This is a genomic window from Marinobacter qingdaonensis (genome assembly GCF_034555935.1).
GTDB lineage: Bacteria > Pseudomonadota > Gammaproteobacteria > Pseudomonadales > Oleiphilaceae > Marinobacter > Marinobacter qingdaonensis.
In genome coordinates this window covers 523,574-550,452 of record NZ_JAYDCJ010000003.1, presented here as the reverse complement: position 1 = coordinate 550,452, position 26,879 = coordinate 523,574, and the positions used below count along the sequence as shown (strand labels likewise).

Below are 26,879 nucleotides of genomic sequence, written 5' to 3'. Positions count from 1 at the left end.
CTCAGACATCCATTTCTGGCGGGAAAAATCCCCCTACCCCCTCACGAAGAACCCCACAGATATATCTGGATAAACGTCTTTTTATCCAAGCCCTCCGATCAAGCGCTCCCCGTCAGAGTCTAACTCACCGATATCCCTGAGCAGTTCAAACAAGAGGGTGTGGGGGGTGTCTTTCTGCCGGGAAAAATCTGTCCGAGCGCAGCGAGTTATTTTTCCCAGAAGAAAGACACCCCCCGCGACCTCGCAGCCCGCCAAACCGGCAGGCTACGAATCAAACGCCATTAGCTGAACCTCAGAGAACCATGGCCGCCAACCACCCAAAGCCAAGCAGCGGCAGGTTGTAGTGCAGGAACGTCGGCACCACGGTATCCCAGATGTGGTTGTGCTGGCCGTCGGCGTTCAGACCGGCGGTGGGACCGAGGGTGGAATCGGAGGCCGGGGAGCCGGCATCCCCCAGGGCGCCGGCGGTGCCGACCAGGGCCACGATGGCCAGGGGGCTGAAGCCCAGTTGCAGGGCCAGGGGCACGTACAGGGCGGCGATGATCGGGATGGTGGAGAAGGACGAGCCGATGCCCATGGTGATCAGCAGGCCCACCACCAGCATCAGCAACGCCGCCAGGGCCTTGTTCTCGCCGATGGTGGCGACCGAGCTGTCCACCAGGCTGGCGATCTCGCCGGTCTCGCGCATGACCTCGGCGAAGCCGGAGGCGGCGATCATGATGAAGCCGATCATCGCCAGCATCTTCATGCCTTCGGTGAACAGGTCATCGGCTTCCTTCCAGCGCACCACGCCGGACAGGTTGAACAGCACGAAGCCGGCCAGGGCGCCCAGGATCATCGAGCCCAGCCACAGCTGCACCACGAAGGCGGTGACGATGGCCACCAGGGCCATGACCAGGGTGCGCGGGCTGTAGCTGGCGTCCACGCGCTCGGCCTTGGTGATGGTGTCCATGTCGTAGGCGCGGCCGCCGCGGTAGCTGAAAAACACCGCGATCAGCAGGCCGCAGAGCATGCCCAGGGCCGGCAGGGCCATGGCCTTCATCACGTTCAGATCCGAGGCGTCGACGCCGTTGGCGTTGATCTTGGCCACCAGGATCTCGTTCAGGTAGATGCCGCCGAAGCCCACCGGCAGGAACATGTACGGGGTGATCAGGCCGAAAGTCAGCACGCAGGCCACCAGCCGGCGGTCCATGTTCAGTTTTGCCATCACGTACAGCAGCGGCGGCACCACCAGCGGAATGAAGGCGATGTGGATCGGCAGGATGTTCTGGGACGAGATCGCCACGGCCAGCAGCAGGCCGATGATCAGGAAGCGGATGCCGGTGGCGGCGGAGCCGTCGTCCTGTCGGCCCACCAGGGCCAGGGCGCGATCGGCCAGGGCGTGGGCCAGGCCGGATTTGCCGATGGCCACGGCGAAGGCGCCGAGGGTGGCGTAGGACAGGGCCACGGTGGCGCCCCCGCCCAGGCCATTGTTGAAGGCTTCAACGGTGGCTTCGAGCGACAGGCCGGCAAGCAGGCCACCGGAAATGGCACCAATAATCAGGGCAACGACAACGTGGATGCGGCACAAACTCAGGACGAGCATGATGGCAACCGCGGCAACGACGGCATTCATGGCAGACTCCGGGTAGGAAAAACTGGTTAACCCGACGCCTTGTGAGCGTCGGGGGTCATGAAAAGCGCGCTAATGTGCAGGAATTGACCGCAACAGTCAAAGTTGGGCGGGTGATCTCAGGCGTCGCCGATGCGGGCAAACCGGGGCACCTGCTCGCCGGCGACCTCGACGGTCTCGCGGAACATGGCCAGGGGCCGCACCCACAGGCTGTGGTCGCCGTACAGGCAGCGGTAGACCACCAGCCATTCCTCGGTTTCACTGTGGCGGGCCAGGTCGATGACCTGGTAATCCTTGCCCTTGTAGTGGCGGTAGCGGCCGGGAACGATGGAGGGTTTCTTGTCAGGCATGGGATTTACTCTGGACTGGATGGCCGGTTTCTCAGCGTGGCGGCCGACGCCGCGGGCGAATCGGGACTACACTGAGGCCATAGTGACTAGGGGTTGTGAAACTCCCGTTCAGGGAACGCCCAGTGTAGTTCAAGTGCCTGGGCCCGGAAACCGGAACCACGCTATGACCCACCGCTTGACGTCTGCGGCCTTTATTCTGGTGTTACTGGTCCTGTGGCTGGGCTCGGGCCAGGCGAATGCCGTCAGCCTGACCAGCGATTGGCTCGAGGACCCCGGGGATCGGCTCGGCATTGGTGAGGTCATGGCCCTGGAGGCCGGTGACTGGCAGCCGTTTGCGGCCGAGCAGGTGCTGAACCTGGGCTTCAGTGACGGTGCCTTCTGGGTTCGGGTCCGGGTCGCGCCGGAGCCGGTGAACCGGGTGCTGGAGATCGCCTACCCGCTGCTGGATGTGGTGGACCTGTACTGGGTGCGTGACGGCCGCGTTATCGAAAGCCATCTGACCGGCGATGCCCGGCCCTTTGCCAACCGCCCGATTCACCACCGCAATTTTGTCTTCCTGGTGCCGTCGAACACCGAGCCGGTGACCGCCTACGTCCGGGTGAAAACCCAGGGCGCGGTGCAGATTCCGGTCAACGTCCGCACCTCGACCGGGTTTCTGGCCGGCGAGCAGCTGTCCTACGGCTGGCAGGCCATGTTCCTGGGCATCATCGTGGCCCTGGCGCTGTACAACCTGTTCCTGTTCTCGATCGTACGCCAGCCCACCTATCTCTGGTACGTGCTCACGGTGGTGGCCTCCGGCCTGGTGCATCTGCACCTGAAGGGCATCCTGTTCCAGTGGTGGTGGCCAGAGCTGCCGGGCCTGAACCGGTTCATCACCATGCCGTTCATCAGCCTGACCGTGGTGGCGGCCCTGGTGTTCAGCATCCAGTTCCTGGCAGTCCGGCGCTACAGCCCGGTCAGCTTCCGGCTGCTGCAGCTGCTGGCGATCGCGGCCGGGGTGAGCGCGGTCTATGGCCTGGTCGGTCCCTACCAGAGCAGCGTGGTGCTGGTGGCGTCGCTGGTGGCCCTGGCCACCCCGGCGGCCTGGCTGATCGGGATCTACCTCTGGTGCCGGGGCCAGAACCTGGCCGGCTTCTACGTGCTGGCCTGGACGCCCCTGCTGCTCGGGCACCTGATCCTGGCGGTGAGCAAGCTGGGGTACCTGCCGCGCACCTTCCTGACCGAGTTTGGTCCGCAAATCGGGGTGGCGCTGGAAGTCATCCTGCTGTCCTTCGCCCTGGCCTACCGCATCAATCTGGAACGCCGGCGGCGGCAGCAGGCCCAGGAGCACACCCTGGAGGTCCAGCGCCAGGCCAATCAGACCCTGGAGGCGCGCGTGCGGGAACGGACCGAGGAGCTGGAGCGGGCCAACCAGCGGCTCGAGGCCATCAGCCTGACCGACGGCCTGACCCAGGTCGCCAACCGGCGCCAGTTCGACACCCAGTTGCGCACCGAGTGGTGCCGGACCGGGCGCCAGGGTCTGCCCCTGAGTCTGCTGTTGCTGGATATCGACCATTTCAAATCGGTCAATGACCGGTACGGCCACCTGATTGGGGACGACTGCCTGATCACCGTCGCGGCTATCTGCGCCAACGAGGTGCAGCGTTCCGGCGACCTGTTGGCCCGCTATGGCGGGGAGGAATTTGCGGTGCTGCTGCCAGCGACGCCGGAGGACGGCGCCGAGCAGGTGGCGGAGCGGCTGCGCCGGGCGGTGGAGAATGCCACCGTCTACCCCGGCGCCCAGGAAATGGCGGTCAGTCTCAGCGTGAGCATCGGCGTGGCGACGCTGGTGCCCTCGCCCGACGAGCCTTCCGGCGAGCTGATCCGGCGCGCCGACGAGGCCCTGTACCAGGCCAAGGGCGCGGGCCGGAACCGGGTCACCGTGTACCGGGGGGTGCGCTCGGTGCCGGCCGCCGATCGGTAAGGCTCAGTTCTTCAGCTTGTACCGGCCCGGGCCGAGGAAGATCACCGCCACCGCGGTGAACAGGAAGAACGCCTGCAGCTCCAGTGCCCAGCCGCCATTGCTGCCCAGGGACAGCAACTGGTGCCCGTGCACCAGGGCAATGGCCACCAGCATGTTGAAGACAATCAGCAGGGCCCCGATCCGGGTCTGGTAGCCCAGCACCACCATCAGCGGCGCCAGCAGTTCGCCGATGAACACGCCGTAGGCCAGAAACGTCGGCAGGCCGTGGCTGGCCAGCTCGCCCTCAATAAAGCCGGTGCCGTGCAGCAGTTTGGCAATGCCGTGAAACAGCATCAGGCCGCCCAGGGTCAGGCGAAGAATCAGTTTTCCCAGATCGGCGTTTTCCAACACGGTGTCAGTCTCCTCATTGGTAGGGGTGAGTAAGGTTGGTTGGCAAGCATACCCGGTTGTCGTTGGCCATCACAGGTTGCGCACGTCCGGGTACAGCGGGATCAGGCGTTTCAGTAACCGGTTCTGGGCGCCGGTGGCAATGTCGTTCTGCTCCATCGCCAGGATCAGGTTCTCCGCCAGGGCGTTGAACTGGGTGTCGGTGATGGCCATGTCGGCGTGCAGTTCGCGCATCTCGCGGCCGCTGTAGGTGCAGGGGCCGCCACTGAGCTGGCACAGCTGATCGGTCAGGTTGCGGTGGAACCGGGCCACGTCCATGCCTTTGAACTGCTGGTTGATGCGGTCGTCGTCGACAATCAGGAACAGCAGGTCCTCGACGATGGCGGCAATGCCGCTGCGCTCACCCAGCTGCTGGAACAGGTCCCGGGACGGGGTCTCGGGTGTGGCCCCGGTCTGGCAGCCGGCCAGGCCCAGGACCGCGATCAGGATCAGGGCCAGCAGCGCCGGCGGACGCGTCAGTGTGATCATGTCAGAAACTCCCCTGCAGCTGAAGGTACAGCCCCTGCTGGTCCTCCAGGGTGGCGACATCGCCCAGGTTAACCAGGGCGGCGGTCAGCGCCAGACGCCGGTCCGGCACCCAGGCCACGAACACATCCCACCAGTCGTCCTCGGTGGCGAAGCTCAGGTTGTCCGGTTTCTGGCGGTATTCGGCGCCCACCAGCCAATGCCGGTCGAGGAACAGGCCGAGGCTGGCCTCGGCCATCAGTTCGTGCCCGTTGTTGCGGTCGCCGCCGAAGCCGAGCAAACCGCCCTGATTGGCCCGGGTGGCGCGGACCGTGGCGTTGACCAGCAGGTTCCGGTCCATGACGGCGGCGAAGAACAGTTTGCTGCCGCTCAGGTACACATCGGTGCCGCTGTCGTCCCGGGCGCCGATGGCGGCCGGCACGGTGAATTCGCGCTGGCGCTTGTACTGGAGCCCGGCCGACCACTGGCCCCAGGGGCTGTAGAGCACATCGCCGGCGAGCCGCAGCTTGGCGCCGACGATGTCCTGGGTCAGCTCGTCCTGTTCCAGACCAAAACCGTTTTTGAGGGTAAACACCAGTTCATCCAGATCCAGGGTCTGACGCGCCAGGGTCAGCTCCAGCCGGTTGTTCCAGGTGACGCCGGCGCCAGTCACCGCCAGGGTGTAATCGTCGGTTTCGGCCTGGCTCAGGGCCAGGGTGCCGCCCCATTCCTCATCGCTGGCGTAACTGCCCAGCAGCGCCCAGGGGCTGAGGCCGCCGCCGGCGCTGCCTTCGATGGTGGAAACCCCGCCGGTGGCCCAGATCCGGCTGCCGATATCGGCCAGCGCCGATTGGGTGAAAAGCAAGAGCGCGGCTGCCAGCAGCGGCGGGCAGTAGGTCATTGGTGGTACTCCATGGTGGGTCGGGTCAGCTCCGGACGCCGGGCGTCCAGGGCGCGGAGGGTGTCGGCCAGGTCTGCGGGCGCCACCGGCCGGCTCAGATGGAAGCCCTGGCCCAGGTCGCAGCCCCAGGCCTGCAGCAGACGCCAGGCCTCGAGATTCTCGATGCCCTCGGCCACCACCTTCAGGCCCAGGCCATGGGCCATGTCGATGGTGGATTTGACGATCAGCTGGTCCTGGGGCTCGGCGTCCAGCCGGAGCACGAAGGATTTGTCGATCTTCAGCTCCTGCACCGGTAGCTTGCGCATTTGAGACAGGGACGAATAGCCGGTGCCAAAGTCATCCACCGACAGGGTCACGCCCAGCTCCCTGAGTTTTCTCAGGGTCGCCAGGGCTTCCTCCGGATCTTGCATCAAGGCGCTTTCGGTGACCTCCAGGGTGATCCTCAGCCGATCGTGGTGCCAGTCATCGAAGTTGGTTTCGATGTGGTCGATCAGGTCCGGCCAGGTCAGGTCCATGGCGGACAGGTTGATGGCGACGCCGGCATCAAGGCCGGCCTCCGTCCACTGCCGGGCGTCCGCGGCGACCCGCTGCAGGATGTGGGCGGTTAGGCCATGGATCTGACCGGATTGCTCGGCCAGAAAAATGAACTCCTCCGGTGAAATGAACCCCAGCTCTGGGTGAATCCAGCGCACCAGAGCCTCGACCTGAGTCACCTGGCCGGTGCGGATGTCCAGTTTCGGCTGGTAGTTCATCGACAAGTCATGGTTGTGGATAGCGTTGTGCAGGTCGGCGATCAGCTGCAGCTCCCGCAGATGGCTCTCGTCCCGGCCGGGCTGGTAACGGGTGATAGATTCGGGATGGTTTTCGGCCTGCTCGAAGGTGAGGTTCAAGCGTCGGCGCAATTCGTTGGTGTCGCCGGCATCCGCGGGCAGTGCCATGGTTACCGCCAGCGCGCGGATGGAAAACGGCGTGTTGTTGATGTCCATGGGCGCTTCCGCCGCCGCCAGCAGTTGCCGGGCCAGGGCTTCCACCCGTTCCGGGCTCTGGGCCGGCACCAGGGCTAGAAACTCCCCGCCCCCAGTTCGGGCGATGACTCGGGCGTCAGGCAGAGTCGCACGCAGGCGCCGGGCCATCGCAGCCAGAACCTGGTCGCCGAAGACCAGGCCCAGGGTATCGTTGACGTCGGACAGATCGTTTAACCGCAACCCGAGCAACGTGCAGGCGCCCCCGTCCTCGAACAGTTCCCGCGCCGACTGCATCAGGGCGTTGCGGTTGCCCAAGCCGGTGACCTCGTCGTGGGTGGCCGCGTAGCGAATCTGGGCTTCCCGTTCCCGTAGGCGCGCGAGCATGTCGACAAAGGCATTGCGCAGGCGTTTGAGTTCCCCACCGGTGCGGATCTCCGGCGCCTCGGGCGCGCCGCCTTCCCCGATGGCCCGGGCGTAGGCCGCCAGTTGCAGCACCGGCCGCCCCAGGGTGCGGGCAATGACCAGGGCCAGCAGGATGGCGAACACCATGGTCGCGCTGACCAGCAGGGCAATTTCCTGGGCCCGGGCGTAATAGTTGGCCAGGCTCGCGGCCCGGCTCAGCATCAGCACCACATCGATGTCCCCGGTCTGGCTGCCGGGTTCGGTGAGCTGGATGCTCCGCCGGAAATAACGGCCGGCATCCATCAGCTCGCCATCCTGATTGGGCTCGCGGAGTTTGACCAGGTCTCGGTCCCGAACGCTGGTTGCGGTAACCACCTCGAATGACGTGTCGCCCGGAGCCCGGGCTCGGAACACGGCCTCGGTGCCACTGAGCCGGGCGATGACCGTGGCCAGGCTCTGATCAAGGGCGAAACCGGCAATCAGTCGGGCTCGCAAGCCGGGGCCCTCGACAGGGATCTGGAGGACTTCGTAACCTTGGCCCTGGAGATAAGCAAAGCTTCGGGCGCCCGGGCGGGCGTCGAACAAGGCTGTCGGGCCGCCGGCAATGGACGGGCTCAGGGTCGAGGCAAGAAGGTTGCCGGAGTTGTCGGTCAGCACCGCAAAGTCGGCCCCGGCACGCCGGCTGTGGTTGTCCAGGGCGCTGGCGAGGGTGGCTGGACCCCGGCTGGCCACGGCCGAGCGAAAGCCGAAATCCTGGACCACCACCGAGAGCCGGGACAGGTTCAGGTCGGTGCGGCGCTCCAAAATTTCCCGGGTCAGCCGTTCTCCGATGCTCAATTGCTCGGTCGCCCGGCTTTTCTCGTCCTCGAACAGGTACACCATGAATAGGGCGCCGATCACCAGGCTCACCAGGGCCACCAGGGTGACCATGGCCGCGATCAAGCGGCCTCGGAAACCCAGACGTTCGACGGCCCCCATCACAGCTCCTGGAATCGCCGTTGCAGCAGATCCATGCTGGTTTCCCTGGCCGGCGCGGGCCGGAGTTCAATGGCCACCGTCCCGGGGCCGGTGGCGTCGACCTGCCGGCTTACCGGCTGGGTGTTGTCGGGCAGCCGGGGGTGCCAGACCCGGAGCCGGATCGGGGCGCCGGCGTTCGTCGCGGTGTCGACCGGCAACTCGACCCGGCCGTCGGGGCCGGATTGGCCGATGGCGTTGGTCTGGGTCACCAGGATGAACGCCTGCATGTGGTCGTGGATGTTGCAGCCCAGTTCGACGATGCCCGGCTGGTCGAACCGCACCGGGCGCTCGGGCCTGCCGGCGTAGAGTTCAATGTTGAAGGTTTTCGCGGGCGAAAAGGAATAGACATGGTGCTGGGTGTTGTCGCGGTTGGGAAACTCCACCTCGGAGCCGAGGGGCAGGATCAGCACCTTGGGGTGAAAGGCCCGGTCCTGCTGGTAGATTTCCGCGGTTACCGGTGTGACCGGGTCGACCCGGTCCAGGGCCACCACGGCATCGGCCACCGGCGCCCCGCTGGCCTGGTCGGTGACGGTCAGGGTCAGGGCTGAGGCGTGCATGGTCAGGGCCCAGCACAGGACCGGAACAACAACTAGAAAACGGCGTTTCATCTGACGTCGGAACCTAAATTCGAATCCTTGAGGCAATACGGTTATTTCAGACCAGACCCCAGAGCAAACCGGATGTGGTTCCTTACCAGCAGGTTTTCCCAATAGCGCCGCATCCAGTCCCAGGCGGCGTTGTTGACTTGTTCAACGAACGGGTCGAGGTTCAGTTCGTAGTAATCGGGTGTGCCGGCGATCTGCACCACCGTCACGGTAATCGCATCGTCCAGCTCGTTGGCAAAGGGTTCGCCGATCAGCTGGTGCGCCAGCAGGTTAGCACGAGTGGCCTCCAGATCCACCAATTCACTGGCCCGAATCGACCGGTTGTTCTCGTGCATCTCCTCCATCAGCCGGTGGCAGAGGTAGGCCCGGATCAGCAGGCCATCAAGACCGTCGTACTTGACCAGCAGCACCGAGGGCTGGGTGAAGTAGCGGGTGGCGGCGTCCACGAACGGGGCGAACAGCTCGGCCTTGCCGGCCTCGCGGGCGCAGGCTTCCACGCACTCGATCAGGCGCGGGGCCATTTCGATGTATTCCACCGCAAACTGGAACAGGCAGGTGGCCGGCTGGTAACCCTCGATGGTCACGGTGGCGGGCAGACTGGCGGCCTTCTCCCGGAGCTGCCGGAGAAAGGTGCCGGAACGGGCCTCCTTGCGCCGTGCCTGATCAATGATCTCGAGAACTACCTGTGGTGTCATTGCAGGGGCTGCCGATGTCTGAACGAGATGAGGTCGCAAGGCGCCTCCCAGTGTCCGAAGCCAGTAACGGGGCAGGTTTCAGGGGCGGGGACTGCGCCTGGCCTGCCGTTTAGGACAAGTGTAGTCGACAATTCCGAGCTTGCCGGTGCGCCCTGTGGAAAATACGGGACGCCGGTCGATCCGGTTACGGCGTCTGGAACCAGCGGTCGTGACGGCTGTGGGACCAGCACAGCCAGCCCATGCTGACGGCCCGGGCCAGCATCAGGGCGATGAGCGAAAACCAGAGCCCGTGATTGCCCCAGCCGGTGGTCAGCCACCACACCGGCAAGAACACCCCCAGGGCCGAGAACAGCATGGTGTTCTGCATGTCCCGGGTGCGGGTGGCACCGATGAACACGCCGTCAAACAGGAAGCCCCAGACCGAGGCAAAGGGCAGCAGCCAGAGCCAGGGCAGGTACTGCCAGGCGGTGGTTTTTACCTCCGGAATGCTGGTGAGCAGGGCGATCAGGGCCTTGCCGCCGATCACGAACACCAGGGTCAGCAGCAGCGCGCCCCACAGCGACCAGCGCAGGGCGCTGGCGAACACCAGCCGGAACCGGTGCCGGCTGCCCTTGCCCACCGCTTCGCCGATCAGCGCCTCGGCGGCATTGGCAAAGCCGTCCAGGGCGTTGGAAATCAGCAGCAGGAAGGTGATCAGGACCGCGTTGGCGGCCAGGATGGTGTCGCCTTGACGCGCGCCCTGGGCGGTGAAAAACGCCAGCACCAGCAGCAGGGCCACGGTGCGCACCATGATGTAGCGATTGACCCGGAGGATGGCCAGGTAGTCGGCCAGCTGCCCGAGCAGCGCGCGGGTCAGGCGCTGACCCTCCGGCAGTCGGGACCAGACGATGGCAAAGCCGAGGCCGGCGGCGCCGTACTCGGCGATGACCGTGGCAATGGCCACGCCCCGGCTGTTCCAGCCCAGGCCGGTAACAAATAGCACGTCGAGCACGATGTTCAGGCCATTGGCGGCGATCAGCATGAGCATGGGGCCGCGGGCGTACTGGGTGCCAATCAGCCAGCCCACCAGGGTGTATTGGCACAGCACCGCCGGGGCGCTCCAGATCCGGATGGCGGCGTATTCCGCGGCCAGGGCACTGACGTCGGGGCTGGGGTTCATCAGGTTCAGGCCGAGGGCGATCAGCGGCTGGTGCAGCAGTATCAGCAGCAGGCCGATGGCGACGGCGAGCAGGACCGAGCGCAGCAGCAGGGCGACCTGGCCAAAGCGGTCGCGTTTGCCCCAGGCCTGGGCTGCCAGGCCGGTGGTGCCCATGCGCATGAAGCCGAAGGTCCAGTACAGGATGCTGAACAGGTTGGCGCCCACGGCCACCGCACCCAGGTACTCCGGGCTGTCCAGGTGGCCGAGCACGGCGGTGTCCACCAGGCCCAGCAGTGGCACGGTGAGGTTGGTGAGCATCAGGGGCCAGGCCAGGGCCCAGAGGCGCCGGTCGACGGCGGGCAGGGACAACGTCATATTCGCTTTGGTTCTTAAAGAAAATTTCTTAAGTGATTTTGGATTTAGCCGATTTTTTAGCCTTTTCCCGATCTGTGTCTATACTCGTTTCGAGGTATCCATAAGTAGGCTTCCACACTGGTTTTCCGAGTGTATGCGAGCGCCCGGCAATCAGTGGGATAACGCAAATCCGACAAGAATAACACTCTGTGGAGACACAGTATGCGCGTGCACGCTCAGCGGGCAGGTGCCCTGTTTGGCGGTCTGATGTTCCCGGCCTGGTCCATGGCGGACTGGACGTTGAACATGACCCCGGGGGTAACCGGCACCAGTAACGAGATTTTCAGCCTTCACATGATCATCCTCTGGATCTGCGTCGCCATCGGCGTCGTGGTGTTCGGGGTGATGTTCTGGTCCATTTTCGCCCACCGCAAATCCCAGGGCCGCGAGCCGGCCAATTTCCACGAGAACACCGTGGTGGAAATCCTCTGGACCATCATTCCCTTTGCCATCCTGGTAATCATGGCCATACCGGCCACCGCCACCCTGGTGGACATGTACGACACCACCGAGTCGGAGGTGGACATCAAGGTCACCGGCTACCAGTGGAAGTGGCAGTACGAGTACATCAACGAGGACTTCGGCTACTTCTCCAACATGTCGACGCCCCGGGACCAGATCAACAACCGCCAGGCCAAGGGTGAGAACTACCTGCTCGAGGTGGACAACCCGCTGATCATCCCGGTCGGCAAGAAGGTGCGTTTCCTGGTGACCGCCAACGACGTGATCCATTCCTGGTGGGTGCCCGATTTCGGCGTGAAAAAGGACGCCATCCCCGGCTTCATCAACGAGACCTGGACCCGGGTCGACGAGCCCGGCACTTACCGCGGCCAGTGCACCGAGCTGTGCGGCAAGGACCACGGCTTCATGCCGGTGGTGGTGAAGGCGGTGCCGGAAGAGGAATACAACACCTGGGTGGCCGAGCAGAAGGCCGCGGCCGAGAAGGAGCGTGAGCTGACCCAGAAGGACTGGACCATGGCCGAGCTCATGGAACGTGGCGAGAAGGCCTACCAGACCGCCTGTGCCGCCTGCCACCAGGCCGACGGCAGCGGTGCGCCCCCGGCGTTCCCGGCACTCAAGGGCAGTACCGTCGTGCTCGAGGACATGGACGCGCACATCGACATCGTGGTCAACGGCGTGTCCGGCACGGCCATGCAGGCCTTTGGCAACCAGCTGAGCGAGGTCGACCTGGCCGCGGTGATTACCTACGAGCGCAACGCCTGGGGTAACAACACCGGCGAGATGGTCACGCCCAAACAGATCTTTGATTACAAGAACGCGCAGTAATCAACGCCAGATAACCGATAGCACCAGCCAAACAACAAGGCGGTAACGGGGGTTTTCATGAGTGCGGTAGCAGGTACCCACGCCCAGGATCATCATCACGGCCCGGCCAAAGGCTTCAGCCGCTGGCTGTTGACCACCAACCACAAAGACATCGGGACCATGTACCTGGTGTTCAGTTTTGCCATGTTCCTGCTCGGCGGGGCCATGGCCATGGTCATCCGGGCCGAACTGTTCCAGCCGGGGCTGCAGATCGTGCAGCCGGAATTCTTCAACCAGATGACCACCATGCACGGGCTGATCATGGTGTTCGGTGCGGTCATGCCGGCCTTTGTCGGCCTCGCCAACTGGATGCTGCCGCTGATGGTCGGCGCGCCCGACATGGCGCTGCCCCGGATGAACAACTGGAGTTTCTGGCTGCTGCCCTGCGCCTTCCTGATCCTGGTGTCGACCCTGTTCATGGAGGGCGGTGCGCCCAACTTCGGCTGGACCTTCTACGCGCCCCTGTCGACGACCTACGGACCGCCGAGCACCACCTTCTTCATCTTCGCCGTCCACATCATGGGCATCTCCTCGATCATGGGCGCGATCAACGTCATCGCCACCATTCTCAACCTGCGCGCCCCGGGCATGACCCTGATGAAAATGCCCCTGTTCGTGTGGACCTGGCTGATCACCGCCTTCCTGCTGATCGCGGTCATGCCGGTGCTGGCGGGTGTGGTCACCATGATGCTGATGGACATCAACTTCGGCACCAGCTTCTTTGACGCCTCCGGCGGCGGCGACCCGGTGCTGTTCCAGCACGTGTTCTGGTTCTTCGGCCACCCCGAGGTCTACATCATGATCCTGCCGGCGTTCGGGGCGGTGTCCCACATCATCCCGGCGTTCTCCCGCAAGCCGCTGTTCGGCTACGCCTCCATGGTGTACGCGGTCGGCGCCATCGCCCTGCTGTCGTTCGTGGTCTGGGCCCACCATATGTTCACCGTCGGCATTCCTATCGCCGGCCAGCTGTTCTTCATGTACGCCACCATGCTGATCGCCGTGCCCACCGGGGTGAAGGTGTTCAACTGGGTCGCCACCATGTTCCGGGGCGCCCTGAGTTTCGAGGCGCCCATGCTGTTTGCGGTGGCCTTCGTGATCCTGTTCACCATCGGCGGCTTCTCCGGCCTGATGCTGGCCATTGCCCCGGCCGACTTCCAGTACCACGACACCTACTTCGTGGTGGCCCACTTCCACTACGTGCTGGTGCCGGGTGCCATCTTCGGCATCTTCGCCTCGGCCTACTTCTGGCTGCCCAAGTGGACCGGCCACATGTACGACGAGACCCTGGCCAAGACCCACTTCTGGCTGTCGTTCATCGGCATGAATCTGGCCTTCTTCCCGATGCACTTCCTGGGGCTGGCCGGCATGCCCCGGCGGATTCCGGACTATGCCCTGCAGTTTGCCGACTTCAACATGGTGTCCAGCATCGGCGCCTTCATGTTCGGGGCGACCCAGCTGCTGTTCCTGTTCATCGTGGTCAAGTGTGTCCGCGGTGGCCGTGAGGCCGCGGCCAAGCCCTGGGATGGTGCCGAAGGCCTGGAGTGGACGGTGCCGTCGCCGGCGCCTTACCACACCTTCGCGACCCCACCGGAAGTGAAATAACCGGAGCGCGCACTCATGGCGGATCGGCAGGCAGACAACGCAGGCAGGGCCCGGAGCAATACCCGGGTGGTGGGCTGGTGCCTGGCCAGTGTGGTCGGCATGTTCGCCTTCGGTTTTGCCCTGGTGCCCCTGTACGACGTGTTCTGTGAGATCACCGGCATCAATGGCAAGACCGGTGGCCGGTACCAGACCACCGAGGTGGCCGCGGTGGATGAGAGCCGGACGGTGACGGTGCAGTTCCTGGCCTCCAATGGCCCGGGCATGAGCTGGACCTTCCGCCCGGTGGTGCGCTCGGTGCAGGTGCATCCCGGGGAGCCGACCACGGTCAACTTCTACGCCGAGAACCCGACCACCGAGGCCATGGTGGGCCAGGCGGTGCCCAGCCTGTCGCCCTCGGAAGGCACCCTGTACTTCCACAAGACCGAGTGTTTCTGCTTCAACCAGCAGCCGCTCGAGGCCGGTGAGAGCACGGAAATGCCCCTGATTTTCATCGTCGACCGGGACCTGCCCGAGCACATTACCAAGCTCACGCTGTCCTACACGCTCTACGATCAAAGCAAGCAGCCAGCGGTGTCAGACAACGCCCGAAAAGCGACAACAACAATCGATAACGGATAAGCCATCGGAGACTGTCATGGCGGATAACCAGACCTACTACGTTCCGGAACAAAGCAAATGGCCCATCATCGCCACCGTTGGCCTGGGGTTGACCCTGTACGGGGTGGCTTCGGTCATGGTCAATGGCAAACAGGGTGAAAGCACCGCCGGGTCCTGGTTCATGTTCATGGTCGGGGCCGTGATCATGGCGTACATGCTGTTCGGCTGGTTCGGCAACGTCATCCGGGAGAGCCGGGCGGGGCTGTACAGCGACCAGATGGACCGATCGTTCCGCTGGGGCATGAGCTGGTTCATCTTCTCGGAGGTGATGTTCTTCGCCGCCTTCTTCGGGGCCCTGTTCTACGTTCGGGTGTTCGCCGTGCCCTGGCTCGGCGGTGAGGGCGACCGGGGCAGCTCGGCCATGCTCTGGGATGGGTTCCAGGCCACCTGGCCGCTGGTGCAAAACCCGAGTCCCGAAGCCTACCCGGGCCCGAAGGAAGTCATCAGCGCCTGGGGTCTGCCCCTGGTCAACACCATCCTGCTTGTGACGTCCTCGTTCACCGTCACCGTGGCGCACCACGCGCTCAAGGCCGGCAATCGTGCCAAGACCAAGCTCTGGCTCGGGCTCACCATCGTCCTGGCCCTGGTGTTCCTGTTCGTGCAGGGCTACGAGTACATTCACGCCTACCGGGATCTGGACCTGACCCTGGCCTCCGGCATCTACGGCAGCACCTTCTTCATGCTGACCGGCTTCCACGGTGCCCACGTGATGCTGGGTTCACTGATGCTGATCATCATGCTGGTGCGCATCAACAAGGGCCACTTCAGCGCCGACCATCATTTCGGCTTTGAAGCCGCGGCCTGGTACTGGCACTTCGTGGATGTGGTCTGGCTGGGACTGTTCATCTTTGTCTACATCATCTGACCGGGGCTATGAGGGAGTCGGATTCAGCGTCAGGCTCCCCTGCCACAGGGCAATCAGAATCAACGCCAGGAGTAGTATGCTCAGCAGCACCCGCACCGCCAGGGAATTGACCACCCGATTGGTCTTTCCGCCGTCCTTGATGAGAAAAAACAGGCCGCTGAACAGGCTGACCACCACGGCCAGCATCAACACTACGATGACTGCTTTGAGCATGGGACATCCCGGTTTGGAAGGCATTGTTGGTCGACGGACGGGCACGGCCCCGGCAACCCCAGAGGTCACTATAGCAGAGCATGTCTGAGACGCGGGGCCAAGCTCGGCATTGGCGGCTGGACTGGCGGTTGATGCTGTTCGCCGTGGTGTTCCTGCCCCTGTTGGTGGGCCTGGGGGTCTGGCAACTGGAGCGGGCCGGGCAAAAACAGCGCATGCTCGAGCAGTGGCAGCAGCAGGCACTGGCCCTGAGCTGGCCGGACCTGGTCAGCCGGGGCCTGGAAACCGGCCGGCCGGTGACCCTGCAGGGCCGCTTCGACCAAGCCAGTTGGTTGCTGGACAACCGCACCCGGGACGGTGTGCCCGGGTACGAAGTGCTGACGCCGTTTTACCCGCTGGAGGGACCGGCGCTGGTGGTGAACCGGGGGTGGGTGGCGGCGCCCCGGACCCGGGCGCAACTGCCCGCGGTACCGACGCCGTCGGGCATCGTTGAGCTCCGTGGCCGCCTGGCCGAGTATCCGGAACCACCGGTGCTGGCCGAGCCGGAGCCCGCGCAGCAGCAATGGCCGCGCCGGGTGCAGAGCCTGCCCAGGGCCGAGGCCATGCGGGTGGTGCCGGCCCTGCCGGAGGCGATTCTGCGCCTGGCCAGCAGCGATCAGCCGGGGGCGTTCCGGGCCGACTGGGCGCCGGACCTGATGGGACCGCAGACCCATTACGGTTATGCCTTTCAGTGGTTTGCGCTGGCGCTGGCACTGGCTATATTGACGGTAGTAGCGAGTTATCGAAAGACAGGAGCCAATAATGACAATGACAATGGCTAACCGGATATCCGACCCCGACAACGGCCCCTCCCCGGAGCAGATCCGGCGCGGTCGCCGGACCGCGATCCTGCTGTTCGTCATCGGTTTCGGGCCCATGGTGTTTGCCACCATCATGTTCTACACCGGCTGGCTCAACCCCAGCGGCCACACCAACAATGGCGAGCTGATCTCCCCGGTGGTGCCGGTGCAGCAGCTGCAGCTGGAAACCCGGGACGGGACTCCCCTGGCCGAGCGCTTTGGCCCGGAGCAGGCCGATTCCCAGTGGCTCCTGATGGTGGTGGCCGACGACTGCGCTGGCCCCTGTCAGGAGCTGCTGTACCTGGCCCGTCAGGTCAACATCGCCCTGGGCAAGAACGCCAACCGGGTAGCCCGGGCGGCGGCCTTGGGCAGCGTGCCAGCGGAGCTGTCCGAACGCTGGTCCACCGAGTACAACCTGATGGAGCGCCTGGTACCGGCGCCGGGCACCACCCCGGCGTGGCCCGCGGGCATTGACCCGGAGGCGGAGCCCCGGATCCTGCTGGTCGACCCGTTCGGCAACGTGATGATGCACTATGGCACCGACCACACCGGCAAAGACATGCTGAAGGATCTCAAGCATCTGCTGAAGATTTCCCAGATCGGATGACCAGTGGTTTGGAGGAACGGGTCTTGAACCAGCCGTTGTCAGTTGCCTCGCCCCAGGCCCGCCGCATGGCCAACTGGGCGCTGTTTGCCGCCGTACTGGCGGTCATCGTCATCATGCTGGGCGCCTGGACCCGGCTGGTCCACGCCGGCCTGGGTTGCCCGGACTGGCCGGGCTGCTACGGTTTCCTGTCGGTGCCCCAGAGTGAATCGGCCATCGCCATCGCCAACGCCCGCTTCCCGGACACCCCGGTGGATGTGGAGAAGGGCTGGCCGGAGATGATCCATCGTTACGCCGCCGGCACCCTCGGCCTGGTGGTGTTCGGCCTGGCCGGCTACGCGGTCCGTCACCGGAGCACCGGTGTGCCGGTGAAACTGCCCCTGTTTATTGCCGGCTTCATCGTCCTGCAGGGCGCCTTCGGCATGTGGACCGTCACCCTCAAACTCTGGCCCCAGGTGGTGGCCCTGCACCTGCTGGGCGGCTTCACCACCCTGACCTTGCTGACCTTATTGACCCTGCGCCTGCGGGCCCAGGGCCGCGGGCGCACCGCGGCCAGCGCCGGGCCGGCGTTGGCCAGACTCCGGCCCTGGCTTTACGGCGGCCTGCTGCTGGTGGTGTTGCAGATCGCCCTGGGCGCCTGGACCGCCGCCAACTATGCCGCCGTCGCCTGCACCGACCTGCCCACCTGCCAGGGCCAGTGGTGGCCCGCCGGCATGGATTTCCGCCACGGCTTTGACGTCACCCAGCAGGTCGGCCCGAATTACCTGGGCGGCCAGCTGACCGACGACGGCCGGGTCGCGATCCACGTCAGTCATCGCCTGGGCGCGGTGCTGGTACTGGCTTATTTCACCGTCCTGCTGGCCCTGATGTGGCGCCACCGGCGGGCGTCCGGCCTGAACCGCGCCATCGCCCTGGTGGCGCTGGTGCTGGCGGCCCAGGCCGGCCTTGGCCTGGCCAATGTGCTGCTGCACATACCGCTTGGCATTGCCGTCGCCCACAACGCCATGGGCGCGGGCCTGCTGTTGGCCGTGGTTCACCTGATCTGGCGTCACCATCAATTACCCCAGGCGCACCGCGCCCAAGCAACACCCACAACAACGATAAACCGGGAGGTAACGGCATGAGCGAGCGAGTGGAAACAGTGCCGGTGCAAACCGCTGCGAGCAGCTCCAACCCATCCATTTCCTGGCGCGACTACCTGGAGCTGACCAAGCCCCGGGTGGTGGCGCTGATGATTCTCACCTCCGTGATCGGCATGCTGCTGGCGGCCCCCGGGGTGCCGGGCTGGCAGGTGCTGCTGTACGGCAACCTGGGCATCGCCCTGCTGGCCGGTGCCGCGGCCGTGGTCAACCACGTGGTCGACCAGAAAATCGACACGGTCATGGCCCGGACTCGCAAGCGCCCGGTGGCCACCGGCAAGATCGCCCCGCTCGATGCCCTGGTGTTTGCCACCCTGTTGGCCAGCATCGGCATGGCGGTGCTGATGTGGCAGGTCAACGAACTGACTGCCTGGCTGACCCTCGCCTCCCTGGTGGGTTACGCCGGGGTCTACACCCTGTTCCTGAAGCGCGCCACGCCCCAGAACATCACCATCGGCGGCCTGGCCGGCGCCATGCCGCCCCTGCTGGGCTGGACCGCGGTGACCGGGCAGGTGGAGGGCCACGCCCTGCTGCTGGTGCTGATCATCTTCGCCTGGACCCCACCCCATTTCTGGGCCCTGGCCATTCACCGCAAGGAAGAGTACGCCAAGGCCGGCATTCCCATGCTCCCGGTTACCCACGGCAACAAGTACACCGAACTGCACATCCTGCTTTACACCTTCATGCTGCTGGCGGTCAGCCTGCTGCCGTTCGTCACCGGCATGTCCGGTGGCATCTACCTGATTGGCGCCCTGGTGCTTGGCCTGCGCTTCCTGCAGTACGCCATCCGCCTGCTCACCGGTGACGACCGCCGGGTGGCGCTGAACACCTTCAAATACTCCATCACCTATTTGATGGCACTGTTTGTGGTTTTGCTGGTCGATCATTTTGTATTCTTCTGACAACCGGTAAGCCTGAACGCGCAGGCGGGTGAACCCTTCCAAAACCGTGCGGAGCCATGGATGGCGGAGCCGAGCGTACGGGGAGGTATTCACAGCGTGTTTTGGAAGGGTTCACCCGGCTGTGCGACCCCCAACTCTGATGGAAGGTAAATGAACCGCTCGATTCGCGTCACTCTGTTCGTACTTTTGCTCCTGGTCATCCTGGTTTTCGGTCTGGTCATCGGCCGACAGGTGTTCCTGGTCGGCGGCCAGGAGCCGGAGCCCGCGCCGGAACTGGCGGACCTGAACACCTACGTTTACGACCAACCCCGGGAGCTGGTCGAGTTCACTCTCATCGACGAAAACGGCGACACCGTCACCCGGGAAAGCCTCCGTGGCCGCTGGACCTTCGCCTTCGTTGGCTACACCAACTGTCCGGACGTTTGCCCGGCGGCCATGGCCAACCTGCGCCAGACCGACCAGCTACTGTCCAAGGAATTGCCGCAACCGGCCTATTTGCTGGTCAGCGCCGACCCCGAACACGACACCCCGGACAAGTTGAAAGCCTACACCGGTTTCTTCGGTGACCACTTCCACGGTCTGACCGGTGATCTGGACACCCTGCGAGCCCTGGCCAAAAGCCTGAGTGCAGTCTTCGTCCACCGGGAGGTGAACGGCCAGCTGTTCGTTGACCACAGCGGCCACTTCGCCCTGCTTAACCCGGACGGCAAGCTGGCGGCGGTGATCCAGCCGCCGCACAAGCCGAAGGCGCTGGCCGAGGCGTTTGAGCGCATCTACGAGTGGGCTCGGGAGAATCGCGAGCGGTCCTGATTTTTGGCAGGGATTATTTCAGGACTGGTTGGGTACGGGATTGATCGGGGTGGTGGGGTATTTTTCCTTGGCATCAACCCTGGCCTCGTCATGCTACTCTGTTGCGAAAACTGGGGGTCACTAAGGGTGTGGGGGTGTTTTGAATTTCTGGCCGGACAAAGGTGCCCGAGCACCGCGAGTTCTTTTCCGGTCAGAAATTCAAAACACCCCCATGCCCCTCCCCCAAATTCAGCAGTCCTGAACCCAAGCAAGCAACTCAAGCTCAGATGCTCCCGATAGACCAAATCCTCCCAGAGTTGAAACAAACCCTGGAACACACCACCACCGCCTTGCTCCAAGCGCCTCCCGGCGCCGGCAAGACCACCCGGGTGCCGCTGGCGTTGCTGGAGGCTCCCTGGCGCGAGGACCGGAAGATCCTGATGTTGGAACCCCGTCGGCTGGCGGCGCGGTCGGCGGCGCGGTTCATGGCCGGACAGCTGGGGGAGTCCGCCGGGCAGACCGTGGGGTATCGGACCCGGCTTGACACCAAGGTGTCGGCGGCAACCCGCATCGAGGTGGTGACCGAGGGCATTCTGACCCGGCTGATCCAGGCCGATCCGCTGCTGGAGGACTACGCGGCGGTGTTGTTCGACGAGTTTCATGAGCGTTCGTTGCAGGCGGATCTCGGTTTGGCCCTGGTGCGGGAATCCCAGCAGGCGTTGCGGGAAGATCTGCGGGTGCTGGTGATGTCGGCGACCCTCGACACCGCGCCCATTGCCCGGGTGCTCGGGGACGTGCCGGTGATCAGCAGCGAGGGCCGGGCCTACCCGGTGCAGGTGTTGTACCGGCCGGCGCCGGCGCGCCAGGCCCGGTTGGAGGATCGGGTGGTGGCGGTGATTCACGAAGCCCTGGCGGAGCAAACCGGTTCGCTGCTGGTGTTCCTGCCCGGGGCCGGTGAGATCCGTCGGGTCGAGCAGCGGTTGCAAGGGCAGTTGCCGGCCAATGTCCGGCTGGCGCCGCTGTACGGCAATCTCGGGACGGAGCAGCAGGACCGAGCCATTGCCCCGGCCGGTGACGGCGAACGCAAGCTGGTGCTGGCCACTGCCATCGCCGAGACCAGTCTGACCATCGACGGGGTGCGGGTGGTGATCGACGGTGGCCAGCAGCGGCGGGCGGTGTTCGATCCCAACAGCGGCATGACGAGGCTGGTCACCGGTCGGGTCTCCAAGGCCTCGGCGGAGCAGCGCAAGGGTCGGGCTGGCCGGGTCGAACCGGGGGTTTGCTATCGGTTGTGGAGCGAGTCTGAGCAGTACGGTCTGGCGGAGTTTACCCCGCCGGAAATCCAGGAAGCGGATCTGGCGCCAGTGGTGTTGGAACTGGCCCAGTGGGGCGCGCGTACGGCGGATCAGGTGGCCTGGGTCGACCCGCCTCCGGCCGCACACTGGCAACAGGCGGTGGACCTGCTGCAGTGGTTGGATGTGCTCGGGCCGGACGGCGCCATCAACGACCATGGCAAGGCGGTCCAGGCCATTGGCGCGCACCCGCGGCTGGCGCACATGGTGATCCGCGGCCGCGATCTGGAGCTCGGAGGACTCGCCGCCGAGGTGGCCGCCCTGCTGGGCGATCGCGATCTGCTCGGGCCCGGTGCCGGCGCCGATCTGCACGAGCGGATTCGGGTACTGCGGGGCGAGCAGCGCCCGGACCGGGTTGATCCGGCGCGTCTGAAAGCTGCCCGCCAGTCGGCCCGGCTTCTGGCTGAGAGTGCGGGGTCAGGCACCGGTGGCCCGGACCGGGCGGCCAGCGACACCGATGTGGGCCGGGTCCTGGCCCTGGCTTACCCGGACCGGGTCGGCCGGCGGCGCCCGGGTCAGCAGCCCCGGTATCAGCTCAGCAACGGCAAGGGCGCCCGGCTTCGGGACGACGATGCCCTGGCCCGGCACGACTGGCTGGTGGCGGCGGAGCTCGACGGCCAGAGTCGGGAAGCCACCATCTACCTGGCGGCGCCGGTGCTGTTGCCGGAGCTGGAGCAGGATTTGGCCGGGCACATCCGCGTGGCCGACGAGGCCGATTGGGACGATCGGCGGGGGACGGTGGTGGCGCGCCAGGTGCGCCGACTGGGTGCGCTGGTGCTGCAGGACACCGAATTGCCGAAACCGGCGCCGGCGCTGATCCAGCAGGGATTGCTGGCGGCGGTGCGCGACCGTGGCCTGGCCAGCCTGCCCTGGACCGAGGCGGCCCGGCAATGGCAGGCCCGGGTACGCCTGCTGGCCCAGGTGGAGCCGGAGCGTTGGCCGGACGTCAGTGACGCGGCCCTGCTCGCAACCCTTGAGACCTGGCTGGCGCCGTTCCTGCCCGGCGCCCAGCGGTGGGCCGACCTGCAGCGCCTGGACCTGCTGCCGGCCCTGAACAGCTTGTTGGATTATGAGTTACAGCAGAGTCTGGAGGCCCAGGCGCCGGCCCGGCTGACCATCCCGACCGGCCAAGGCGTGGCCCTGGACTACACCGCCGATAACGGCCCGGTACTGGCGGCCAAGCTGCAGGCGTTGTTTGGCTGGACCGAGACGCCGAGGGTGGCCGGCGGCCGGGTGCCAGTGGTTATTCACCTGCTGTCGCCGGCGCAGCGTCCGTTGGCGGTGACCGCCGACCTGGCCAGCTTCTGGCGCAACGCCTACCCCGAGGTGCGCAAGGACATGCGCGGTCGTTACCCGAAACACCCCTGGCCGGAGGATCCGTTCACGGCGCCGGCGCAGCAGGGGACGAAGAAGGGTACGGGAACACGCCCTGCTCGCTGATCCGCCCGGTCACCAGGTGCTGCGGGATGATCTCGAAGTACTGATTGCGCACCGTGATCCACTGCCCCGAGGGCGCGCCCAGTTCGCCCACGGCAAACTCCTCTAGCGGCACCCGGTCGCTGCTGACCTCGCTGTCCCGAAAGCTGTCGGCCAGCACCCAGAAGGGCACGCTGCGCTCCCGGGCCGCCAGCGCCAGCAGCCGGGTGCCGCTCTTGTTGACGAAATGGCCATCGGTCTGCCAGCTGTCGCAGCCGGTCAGCACCAGGTCCGCAGTGGCAACAAACACCCCCATCTGGGCGTCGGTGATCAGGGTGACCGGCACCCCCAGCCGGTCCAGCAGCCGGGCCAGGCGGTGGCCCTCGTGACCGGGACTGCTCTGGGTGCAGATCACCGAAAACCCGGTGTGGGCGGTGACCAGACGCTGAAACAACCGCACCAGCACCGAACTGGCGCTGTGGGTCATGATCACTGCGCCCTCGGGGATCTGGCTGCGGGCGTGGTCGATGAGATCGTCGGTGGCTTCCATCAACTCCCGTTGCACCGCCTCGATTTCCGCCGCCGGATCCTCGGCCGCGTTTGCCAGTCGCTGCTGAACCCGGGCGAGGGTACCGGCAATCACCACCATGCTCGGCCGCGCGCCCTGCAGCTGGGTCAGCAGATTGGCCAGCGCCGGGCCCTTGGGGCGGCGGGAGCGGGTGTAGTCGGCCAGGTCGTGCAGGGTTTTCAGGGCCAGGTCGGTGGCGCCGGAGTGGTGGTCGGCAATCAGGTCGTCCAGCAGTCCCTGGGCGGATGGGTCGAGTCGGGCCATGGGCGGGTTCCGCAGTGGCTATGCCTTAAGCGTAGCAGGCCCGGGCCGGGGCCGTTAAAAACGCTTGCCAGCCGGTCCGGACTGGATAAAATGCGCACAGTTTTGTCACCGTGCGGCGGTAACCATGCACCTTGTCTCCTTCAACGTCTTTCGTACCCTGGGCCTGCCCAACACCACCGTCCTGAAACCGGATCAGTTCCTGCGTCATCGGAAACTGCTGCAGCAGGCGGACTGGGTGTTGTTCCCGGAATACTGGCAGCTCAACGCCCTGGTGCACGGCCTCAAGTGCCGGGTGTTTCCGAGCGAGGCCAGCTACCGCATCGGCCATGACAAGGTGGAGATGACCCGGGCGTTTCAGACCGTGGCCCCGGCCCATACCCCCTGGACCCTGATCGAGGCCAACGGCCCGCACGAACGGGAACAGGTCTGGCAGGCCATGCCGCACCCGTTTGTCGCCAAGCTGCCCAAGGCCAGCATGGGCGAAGGCGTGTGGCTGATCGAATCCCGGGCCGACTGGCAGCGCTATTGCGAAGTGACCGACGTGCTCTACGCCCAGGAGTACCTGCCCATCGACCGGGATGCCCGGGTGGTGGTGATTGGCGACCAGGTGCTGACCGCTTACTGGCGCACCCAGGCCGATCAGGGCTTCTACAACAACGTTGCCAAGGGTGGCCAGATCGACACCAGCCCGGTGCCGGCGGTGGTGACCGACCTGGCCCTGCAACTGGCCAGGGACCTGGGCGTCGACCACGCCGGCTTCGACATTGCCCTGGTCGATGGCCACCCCTACGTGCTGGAGTTCAACCGTCTGTTCGGCAACCAGGGCCTGGGCCAGGGCCGGGACCTGCCCGACGCCATCCTGGCCTACCTGCGCCGGTGCAGCGAGCCGTCCGATCCCACCGAGCCGGTCGGCCCCCGGGGTCCGTCGCGCCGGGAGCCGGCCTGGCCGACCGCGGTCTGAGCCGGATTCAGGGCCGCTGACCTTCCCCTGGGCTACAGGTTCTTATAGCGATTGATGTCAAAGATGCCCGCCTGCAGCGGCTGGTGTTCCCGCTGCCACTGGGTAATGTCGTGCATGGTATCCCAGAACCGGGGGTGGGTGCGGCGTACGCCCCACAGGCTCACCAGCCGGTCGAACTTGTCCTGTTGATCCAGCTTCAGACCTTTCAATCGATCGGTGAACAGCTTGAGCTGGTCCGCCGGCACGTCGAACATGAAGTTCGGGTAGCTGCCGATCACCCCCGGGTAGATGGTGAGCCGGTCGTCCTCGGGCTGGTAGCGCAGGTCCTCGTTGAACAGGAAGGCCACGTTCTCGTGGGCGCGATCGCGGATCAGGGTGTAGACCGTGCGCTCGCCGTCGTCATTCCAGACCCGCAGGAAGGTGACGTTGGGCAGATAGCGGATCGCCGGCAGGAATTCGGCCCGGGTCGCGGCCAGGCGTGACAGCTGCTGGTCGGCCTGCTGGATCCAGGGCGCCTGGTCCTTGCGGCCACACTCGGCACCGCCGCAGCGGTTGATCGGGTCGTCCCGTTCGGCGTTCAGTTCGCGGAAGTTCAGCAGCAGGCGCGCGCCCAGTTCCTCGTTGTAGGCGCCCGTGGCAAACGGCACCTGGGACGGTGCGGTGTTTTCCATCTCGGCGTAGCTGAAGTCCAGTTTCAGGTCCCCGGCGCCCTGGTACCAGCGCCGCAGCACCCGGTTGCGCTCACCCGGCGGGATCAGCCGCAGGTAGTTCTGCTCGCCGCCGTTGCGAATCAGGTCGAAATACAGCCGGGTCTGGGCCTGGTGCGCAACCGTGCCGAACACGTCGAAATTCACCACCAGCTCATAGTAGGTGCGTTCGAACAGCGGGTAGTCCATCCACCAGCTGGTCAACGGCACCTGGCCGATCAGGCCGCGCTGCACCGAGGCATTGTCGTGGTGGCGGAAGATGGTCAGCAGGGCGTTGGTGTTGCTGCCGTCGCCGTCCCAGATGTGCGCCAGTGAGGCGCCGTCCGGGTAGGTTTCCCGGTAGGCCTGGTTGCGCAGCTCGGTGTAGCGGTTGCGCTTGTCCCGGTAGGTGAACCAGTTTTCGCCCAGGTCCATCAAATCGTCGTCCTGGCCCGGCAGCGCCAGCAGCGGGGTCACCGCGTCCCGGTAGTCGGGATCGGTGATGAACAGATCGTCGTCCGGGTCGTGGAACACGGTCCAGAAATGATCCCGGATCACGTCAGTGGCGATCTGGCCCCGGCACACCGGGCCGCGGATGAAGGTGCGGGTGAAGTACTCGGCGTTGTCGAGCATGAACTGGTAACGGGCCCGGGCCGGGATGGCGGCAAAGGTGGCAAAGGGGTTGGCCCGGCTGGCCCGGCTGTAGTCCGGCAGTTCCTCCACCTGCCAGTCGCCGGTCTCGAACAGCTCGCGGGTACGGGCGAACTGATCCGGGCCGAAGGCCAGGGTGATGTGGCGCTTGTGTACGATGCTGCCGGCCACCGGCCGCAGGCGGTAATACAGGGCGCCATTGGGGGCGTCGTTGGGCCGGCGGGTGGCGATGATGTCGATGGGCTGCCCGGGCGGGGTGTTGGAGCGTACCAGCTGGAAGAACCGGGTATCGGCGCCGGCGTCGTCAAAATACAGGTGCGCCAGGTACAGGTGCTCGTAGAGCCAGCGGCTGACCAGCTGCTGGCGGTTGGCGTTGCCATTGAGCCAGGTTTCCCAGCGCTCGATGTGGCGCTGTTCCGGGGCGCTGGTCTCGAGCGTGACCGGGCTGATGGCACCGCCCTGGGCCAGCCAGCCGGTCAGGGTGGCGTACTCGTCGTCGGTCAGGCCGGCCACGGCCAGGGGCATGCCCTCGTACGGGTGGTCGTCGGCGTAGTCGGAAAAGTTCTCGTTACTGACGCATTGATTGCTACGGGACAGCCCGAGTTCGATGTCGTCGGGCAGTTTGCTGTTGGGTGCGAACTGGTGGCTCTTGCCCAGGCGGATCATGTTCTCGAACAGGCTGCGGGTCTGGTCGCCCCGGGCCAGCACCGAGTAGAAGCCCAGCTCGCGCCATTGCTGCTCGCTGCTGGCGTCGATGCCCAGCCGGGTCGGAGTCTGGTTCTTCAGTCGGGTGCCGTTGTACACGCCCTGGGGGTGGGCGCCGCGAATCAGGCCGTCGGAGTACTCCATCTTCAGCTGGCAGGGTGCGTCGAAACAGCTGTGGCAGGCCAGGCACTTGGTTTCCAGGATTGGCCGCACGTCGTCGTTGAAACTGACTGGAGCCTGGCTCGGGGTTGGCAGGGCCTGGGTCTGGGTTGGAGCTACGCCATCCGCACAGCCGCTCAGCAGCATCAGGCCGAGAAATACCATTGCAAGTGCTTTTGCCACGTTCAAACTCCCTTTGCCAATCAGTGTGTTAAGCCTCTGAACTCGGTG

Annotated in this window: 24 protein-coding genes; 12 read left to right on the top strand and 12 right to left on the bottom strand. The window is 65.3% G+C overall.

Features of this window, described 5'->3' with window-relative positions; translation table 11 throughout:
• Positions 1-292 precede the first annotated feature (292 nt).
• Together U5822_RS05760 and U5822_RS05755 are read right to left on the bottom strand one after the other, a co-directional pair.
• Positions 293-1,615, bottom strand: coding sequence for a Na+/H+ antiporter family protein (locus tag U5822_RS05760; protein ID WP_322854676.1), 1,323 nt, complete (start codon positions 1,613-1,615; stop codon positions 293-295).
• A gap of 116 nt (positions 1,616-1,731) precedes the next feature.
• Positions 1,732-1,962 carry a DUF1653 domain-containing protein gene (locus tag U5822_RS05755; protein ID WP_322854675.1) on the bottom strand — a complete coding sequence of 77 codons (231 nt, stop codon included), beginning with the start codon at positions 1,960-1,962 and terminating at the stop codon, positions 1,732-1,734.
• A gap of 163 nt (positions 1,963-2,125) precedes the next feature.
• On the opposite strand from U5822_RS05755, the gene U5822_RS05750 reads away from it, so the two are divergent.
• Positions 2,126-3,925: a sensor domain-containing diguanylate cyclase gene (locus U5822_RS05750; protein ID WP_322854674.1), complete on the top strand. Its 1,800-nt coding sequence runs from the start codon at positions 2,126-2,128 to the stop codon at positions 3,923-3,925.
• Between the two features lie 3 nt (positions 3,926-3,928).
• Here the strand turns inward: U5822_RS05750 and U5822_RS05745 are convergent, their stop codons facing one another.
• The 7 genes from U5822_RS05745 to U5822_RS05715 all read right to left on the bottom strand — a co-directional run bounded on the left by U5822_RS05745 (position 3,929) and on the right by U5822_RS05715 (position 10,914).
• On the bottom strand, positions 3,929-4,315 hold the full coding sequence (locus tag U5822_RS05745) for a DoxX family protein (RefSeq protein WP_322854673.1): 387 nt from the start codon (positions 4,313-4,315) through the stop codon (positions 3,929-3,931).
• Between the two features lie 69 nt (positions 4,316-4,384).
• Entirely contained in the window at positions 4,385-4,840 is a 456-nt protein-coding gene (locus U5822_RS05740) for a group I truncated hemoglobin (RefSeq protein WP_322854672.1), read from the bottom strand.
• 1 nt (position 4,841) lies between these two features.
• A complete protein-coding gene (locus tag U5822_RS05735; RefSeq protein ID WP_322854671.1) occupies positions 4,842-5,717 on the bottom strand; it encodes a DUF3034 family protein in 876 nt (291 codons plus the stop codon).
• Entirely contained in the window at positions 5,714-8,062 is a 2,349-nt protein-coding gene (locus U5822_RS05730) for a putative bifunctional diguanylate cyclase/phosphodiesterase (RefSeq protein ID WP_322854670.1), read from the bottom strand. The genes U5822_RS05735 and U5822_RS05730 overlap by 4 nt, the downstream gene beginning before the upstream one ends.
• On the bottom strand, positions 8,062-8,709 hold the full coding sequence (locus tag U5822_RS05725) for a methylamine utilization protein (RefSeq protein ID WP_322854669.1): 648 nt from the start codon (positions 8,707-8,709) through the stop codon (positions 8,062-8,064). The genes U5822_RS05730 and U5822_RS05725 overlap by 1 nt, the downstream gene beginning before the upstream one ends.
• 41 nt (positions 8,710-8,750) lie before the next feature.
• Entirely contained in the window at positions 8,751-9,401 is a 651-nt protein-coding gene (locus tag U5822_RS05720; protein ID WP_322854668.1) for a hypothetical protein, read from the bottom strand.
• Positions 9,402-9,585: 184 nt separating this feature from the next.
• The gene (locus U5822_RS05715; protein ID WP_322854667.1) at positions 9,586-10,914 is read right to left on the bottom strand and encodes an MATE family efflux transporter; all 1,329 of its coding nucleotides are present in this window, start codon (positions 10,912-10,914) and stop codon (positions 9,586-9,588) included.
• 201 nt (positions 10,915-11,115) lie between these two features.
• Here U5822_RS05715 and coxB point away from each other — a divergent pair, with 201 nt between their 5' ends.
• From coxB to U5822_RS05695, 4 genes are read left to right on the top strand one after another with little or no spacing between them, the layout of a single operon-like run.
• Positions 11,116-12,240 carry a cytochrome c oxidase subunit II gene (gene coxB, locus U5822_RS05710; protein ID WP_322854666.1) on the top strand — a complete coding sequence of 375 codons (1,125 nt, stop codon included), beginning with the start codon at positions 11,116-11,118 and terminating at the stop codon, positions 12,238-12,240.
• A 57-nt stretch (positions 12,241-12,297) separates the two neighbouring features.
• Positions 12,298-13,881 (top strand): cytochrome c oxidase subunit I, encoded by a 1,584-nt coding sequence (gene ctaD / locus U5822_RS05705; RefSeq protein ID WP_322854665.1) that lies wholly within the window; start codon positions 12,298-12,300, stop codon positions 13,879-13,881.
• 15 nt (positions 13,882-13,896) lie between these two features.
• A complete protein-coding gene (locus U5822_RS05700; RefSeq protein WP_322854664.1) occupies positions 13,897-14,499 on the top strand; it encodes a cytochrome c oxidase assembly protein in 603 nt (200 codons plus the stop codon).
• Between the two features lie 16 nt (positions 14,500-14,515).
• Entirely contained in the window at positions 14,516-15,403 is an 888-nt protein-coding gene (locus U5822_RS05695; protein ID WP_322854663.1) for a cytochrome c oxidase subunit 3, read from the top strand.
• A gap of 6 nt (positions 15,404-15,409) precedes the next feature.
• Here the strand turns inward: U5822_RS05695 and U5822_RS05690 are convergent, their stop codons facing one another.
• Positions 15,410-15,616 (bottom strand): twin transmembrane helix small protein, encoded by a 207-nt coding sequence (locus U5822_RS05690; RefSeq protein WP_322854662.1) that lies wholly within the window; start codon positions 15,614-15,616, stop codon positions 15,410-15,412.
• 80 nt (positions 15,617-15,696) lie between these two features.
• Between U5822_RS05690 and U5822_RS05685 the strand changes: the two genes are divergently transcribed.
• The 6 genes from U5822_RS05685 (at position 15,697) to hrpB (ending at position 22,678) form a co-directional block, all read left to right on the top strand.
• The gene (locus tag U5822_RS05685) at positions 15,697-16,434 is read left to right on the top strand and encodes an SURF1 family protein (RefSeq protein ID WP_322854661.1); all 738 of its coding nucleotides are present in this window, start codon (positions 15,697-15,699) and stop codon (positions 16,432-16,434) included.
• A complete protein-coding gene (locus U5822_RS05680; RefSeq protein ID WP_322854660.1) occupies positions 16,415-17,059 on the top strand; it encodes a hypothetical protein in 645 nt (214 codons plus the stop codon). The genes U5822_RS05685 and U5822_RS05680 overlap by 20 nt, the downstream gene beginning before the upstream one ends.
• Before the next feature lie 65 nt (positions 17,060-17,124).
• A complete protein-coding gene (locus tag U5822_RS05675; protein ID WP_322856887.1) occupies positions 17,125-18,180 on the top strand; it encodes a COX15/CtaA family protein in 1,056 nt (351 codons plus the stop codon).
• Positions 18,177-19,097, top strand: a complete 921-nt coding sequence (gene cyoE, locus U5822_RS05670) for a heme o synthase (protein ID WP_322854659.1) — start codon at positions 18,177-18,179, stop codon at positions 19,095-19,097. The genes U5822_RS05675 and cyoE overlap by 4 nt, the downstream gene beginning before the upstream one ends.
• A 150-nt stretch (positions 19,098-19,247) precedes the next feature.
• The gene (locus U5822_RS05665) at positions 19,248-19,907 is read left to right on the top strand and encodes an SCO family protein (protein WP_322854658.1); all 660 of its coding nucleotides are present in this window, start codon (positions 19,248-19,250) and stop codon (positions 19,905-19,907) included.
• Between the two features lie 266 nt (positions 19,908-20,173).
• On the top strand, positions 20,174-22,678 hold the full coding sequence (gene hrpB, locus U5822_RS05660) for an ATP-dependent helicase HrpB (protein WP_322854657.1): 2,505 nt from the start codon (positions 20,174-20,176) through the stop codon (positions 22,676-22,678).
• On the opposite strand, the gene U5822_RS05655 is transcribed toward hrpB, so the two are convergent.
• On the bottom strand, positions 22,620-23,486 hold the full coding sequence (locus U5822_RS05655; protein WP_322854656.1) for an eIF2B alpha/beta/delta subunit family protein: 867 nt from the start codon (positions 23,484-23,486) through the stop codon (positions 22,620-22,622). The two genes, hrpB and U5822_RS05655, sit on opposite strands and share 59 nt — an antisense overlap.
• 124 nt (positions 23,487-23,610) lie before the next feature.
• Between U5822_RS05655 and U5822_RS05650 the strand changes: the two genes are divergently transcribed.
• Entirely contained in the window at positions 23,611-24,447 is an 837-nt protein-coding gene (locus U5822_RS05650; RefSeq protein ID WP_322854655.1) for an ATP-grasp domain-containing protein, read from the top strand.
• A 32-nt stretch (positions 24,448-24,479) separates the two neighbouring features.
• Here the strand turns inward: U5822_RS05650 and U5822_RS05645 are convergent, their stop codons facing one another.
• Positions 24,480-26,813, bottom strand: coding sequence for a fatty acid cis/trans isomerase (locus tag U5822_RS05645; protein WP_425259389.1), 2,334 nt, complete (start codon positions 26,811-26,813; stop codon positions 24,480-24,482).
• Positions 26,814-26,879: the final 66 nt, after the last annotated feature.

Bases quoted from the DNA above. Each gene is read 5' to 3' on its own strand.
- U5822_RS05760 (WP_322854676.1), bottom strand. From the start codon at position 1,615: ATGAATGCCGTCGTTGCCGCGGTTGCCATCATGCTCGTCCTGAGTTTG.
- U5822_RS05755 (WP_322854675.1), bottom strand. From the start codon at position 1,962: ATGCCTGACAAGAAACCCTCCATCGTTCCCGGCCGCTACCGCCACTAC.
- U5822_RS05750 (WP_322854674.1), top strand. From the start codon at position 2,126: ATGACCCACCGCTTGACGTCTGCGGCCTTTATTCTGGTGTTACTGGTC.
- U5822_RS05740 (WP_322854672.1), bottom strand. From the start codon at position 4,840: ATGATCACACTGACGCGTCCGCCGGCGCTGCTGGCCCTGATCCTGATC.
- U5822_RS05735 (WP_322854671.1), bottom strand. From the start codon at position 5,717: ATGACCTACTGCCCGCCGCTGCTGGCAGCCGCGCTCTTGCTTTTCACC.
- U5822_RS05730 (WP_322854670.1), bottom strand. From the start codon at position 8,062: ATGGGGGCCGTCGAACGTCTGGGTTTCCGAGGCCGCTTGATCGCGGCC.
- U5822_RS05725 (WP_322854669.1), bottom strand. From the start codon at position 8,709: ATGAAACGCCGTTTTCTAGTTGTTGTTCCGGTCCTGTGCTGGGCCCTG.
- U5822_RS05720 (WP_322854668.1), bottom strand. From the start codon at position 9,401: ATGACACCACAGGTAGTTCTCGAGATCATTGATCAGGCACGGCGCAAG.
- U5822_RS05715 (WP_322854667.1), bottom strand. From the start codon at position 10,914: ATGACGTTGTCCCTGCCCGCCGTCGACCGGCGCCTCTGGGCCCTGGCC.
- coxB (WP_322854666.1), top strand. From the start codon at position 11,116: ATGCGCGTGCACGCTCAGCGGGCAGGTGCCCTGTTTGGCGGTCTGATG.
- ctaD (WP_322854665.1), top strand. From the start codon at position 12,298: ATGAGTGCGGTAGCAGGTACCCACGCCCAGGATCATCATCACGGCCCG.
- U5822_RS05700 (WP_322854664.1), top strand. From the start codon at position 13,897: ATGGCGGATCGGCAGGCAGACAACGCAGGCAGGGCCCGGAGCAATACC.
- U5822_RS05695 (WP_322854663.1), top strand. From the start codon at position 14,516: ATGGCGGATAACCAGACCTACTACGTTCCGGAACAAAGCAAATGGCCC.
- U5822_RS05690 (WP_322854662.1), bottom strand. From the start codon at position 15,616: ATGCTCAAAGCAGTCATCGTAGTGTTGATGCTGGCCGTGGTGGTCAGC.
- U5822_RS05685 (WP_322854661.1), top strand. From the start codon at position 15,697: ATGTCTGAGACGCGGGGCCAAGCTCGGCATTGGCGGCTGGACTGGCGG.
- U5822_RS05680 (WP_322854660.1), top strand. From the start codon at position 16,415: ATGACAATGACAATGGCTAACCGGATATCCGACCCCGACAACGGCCCC.
- U5822_RS05675 (WP_322856887.1), top strand. From the start codon at position 17,125: ATGGCCAACTGGGCGCTGTTTGCCGCCGTACTGGCGGTCATCGTCATC.
- cyoE (WP_322854659.1), top strand. From the start codon at position 18,177: ATGAGCGAGCGAGTGGAAACAGTGCCGGTGCAAACCGCTGCGAGCAGC.
- U5822_RS05665 (WP_322854658.1), top strand. From the start codon at position 19,248: ATGAACCGCTCGATTCGCGTCACTCTGTTCGTACTTTTGCTCCTGGTC.
- hrpB (WP_322854657.1), top strand. From the start codon at position 20,174: ATGCTCCCGATAGACCAAATCCTCCCAGAGTTGAAACAAACCCTGGAA.
- U5822_RS05655 (WP_322854656.1), bottom strand. From the start codon at position 23,486: ATGGCCCGACTCGACCCATCCGCCCAGGGACTGCTGGACGACCTGATT.
- U5822_RS05650 (WP_322854655.1), top strand. From the start codon at position 23,611: ATGCACCTTGTCTCCTTCAACGTCTTTCGTACCCTGGGCCTGCCCAAC.
- U5822_RS05645 (WP_425259389.1), bottom strand. From the start codon at position 26,813: ATGGTATTTCTCGGCCTGATGCTGCTGAGCGGCTGTGCGGATGGCGTA.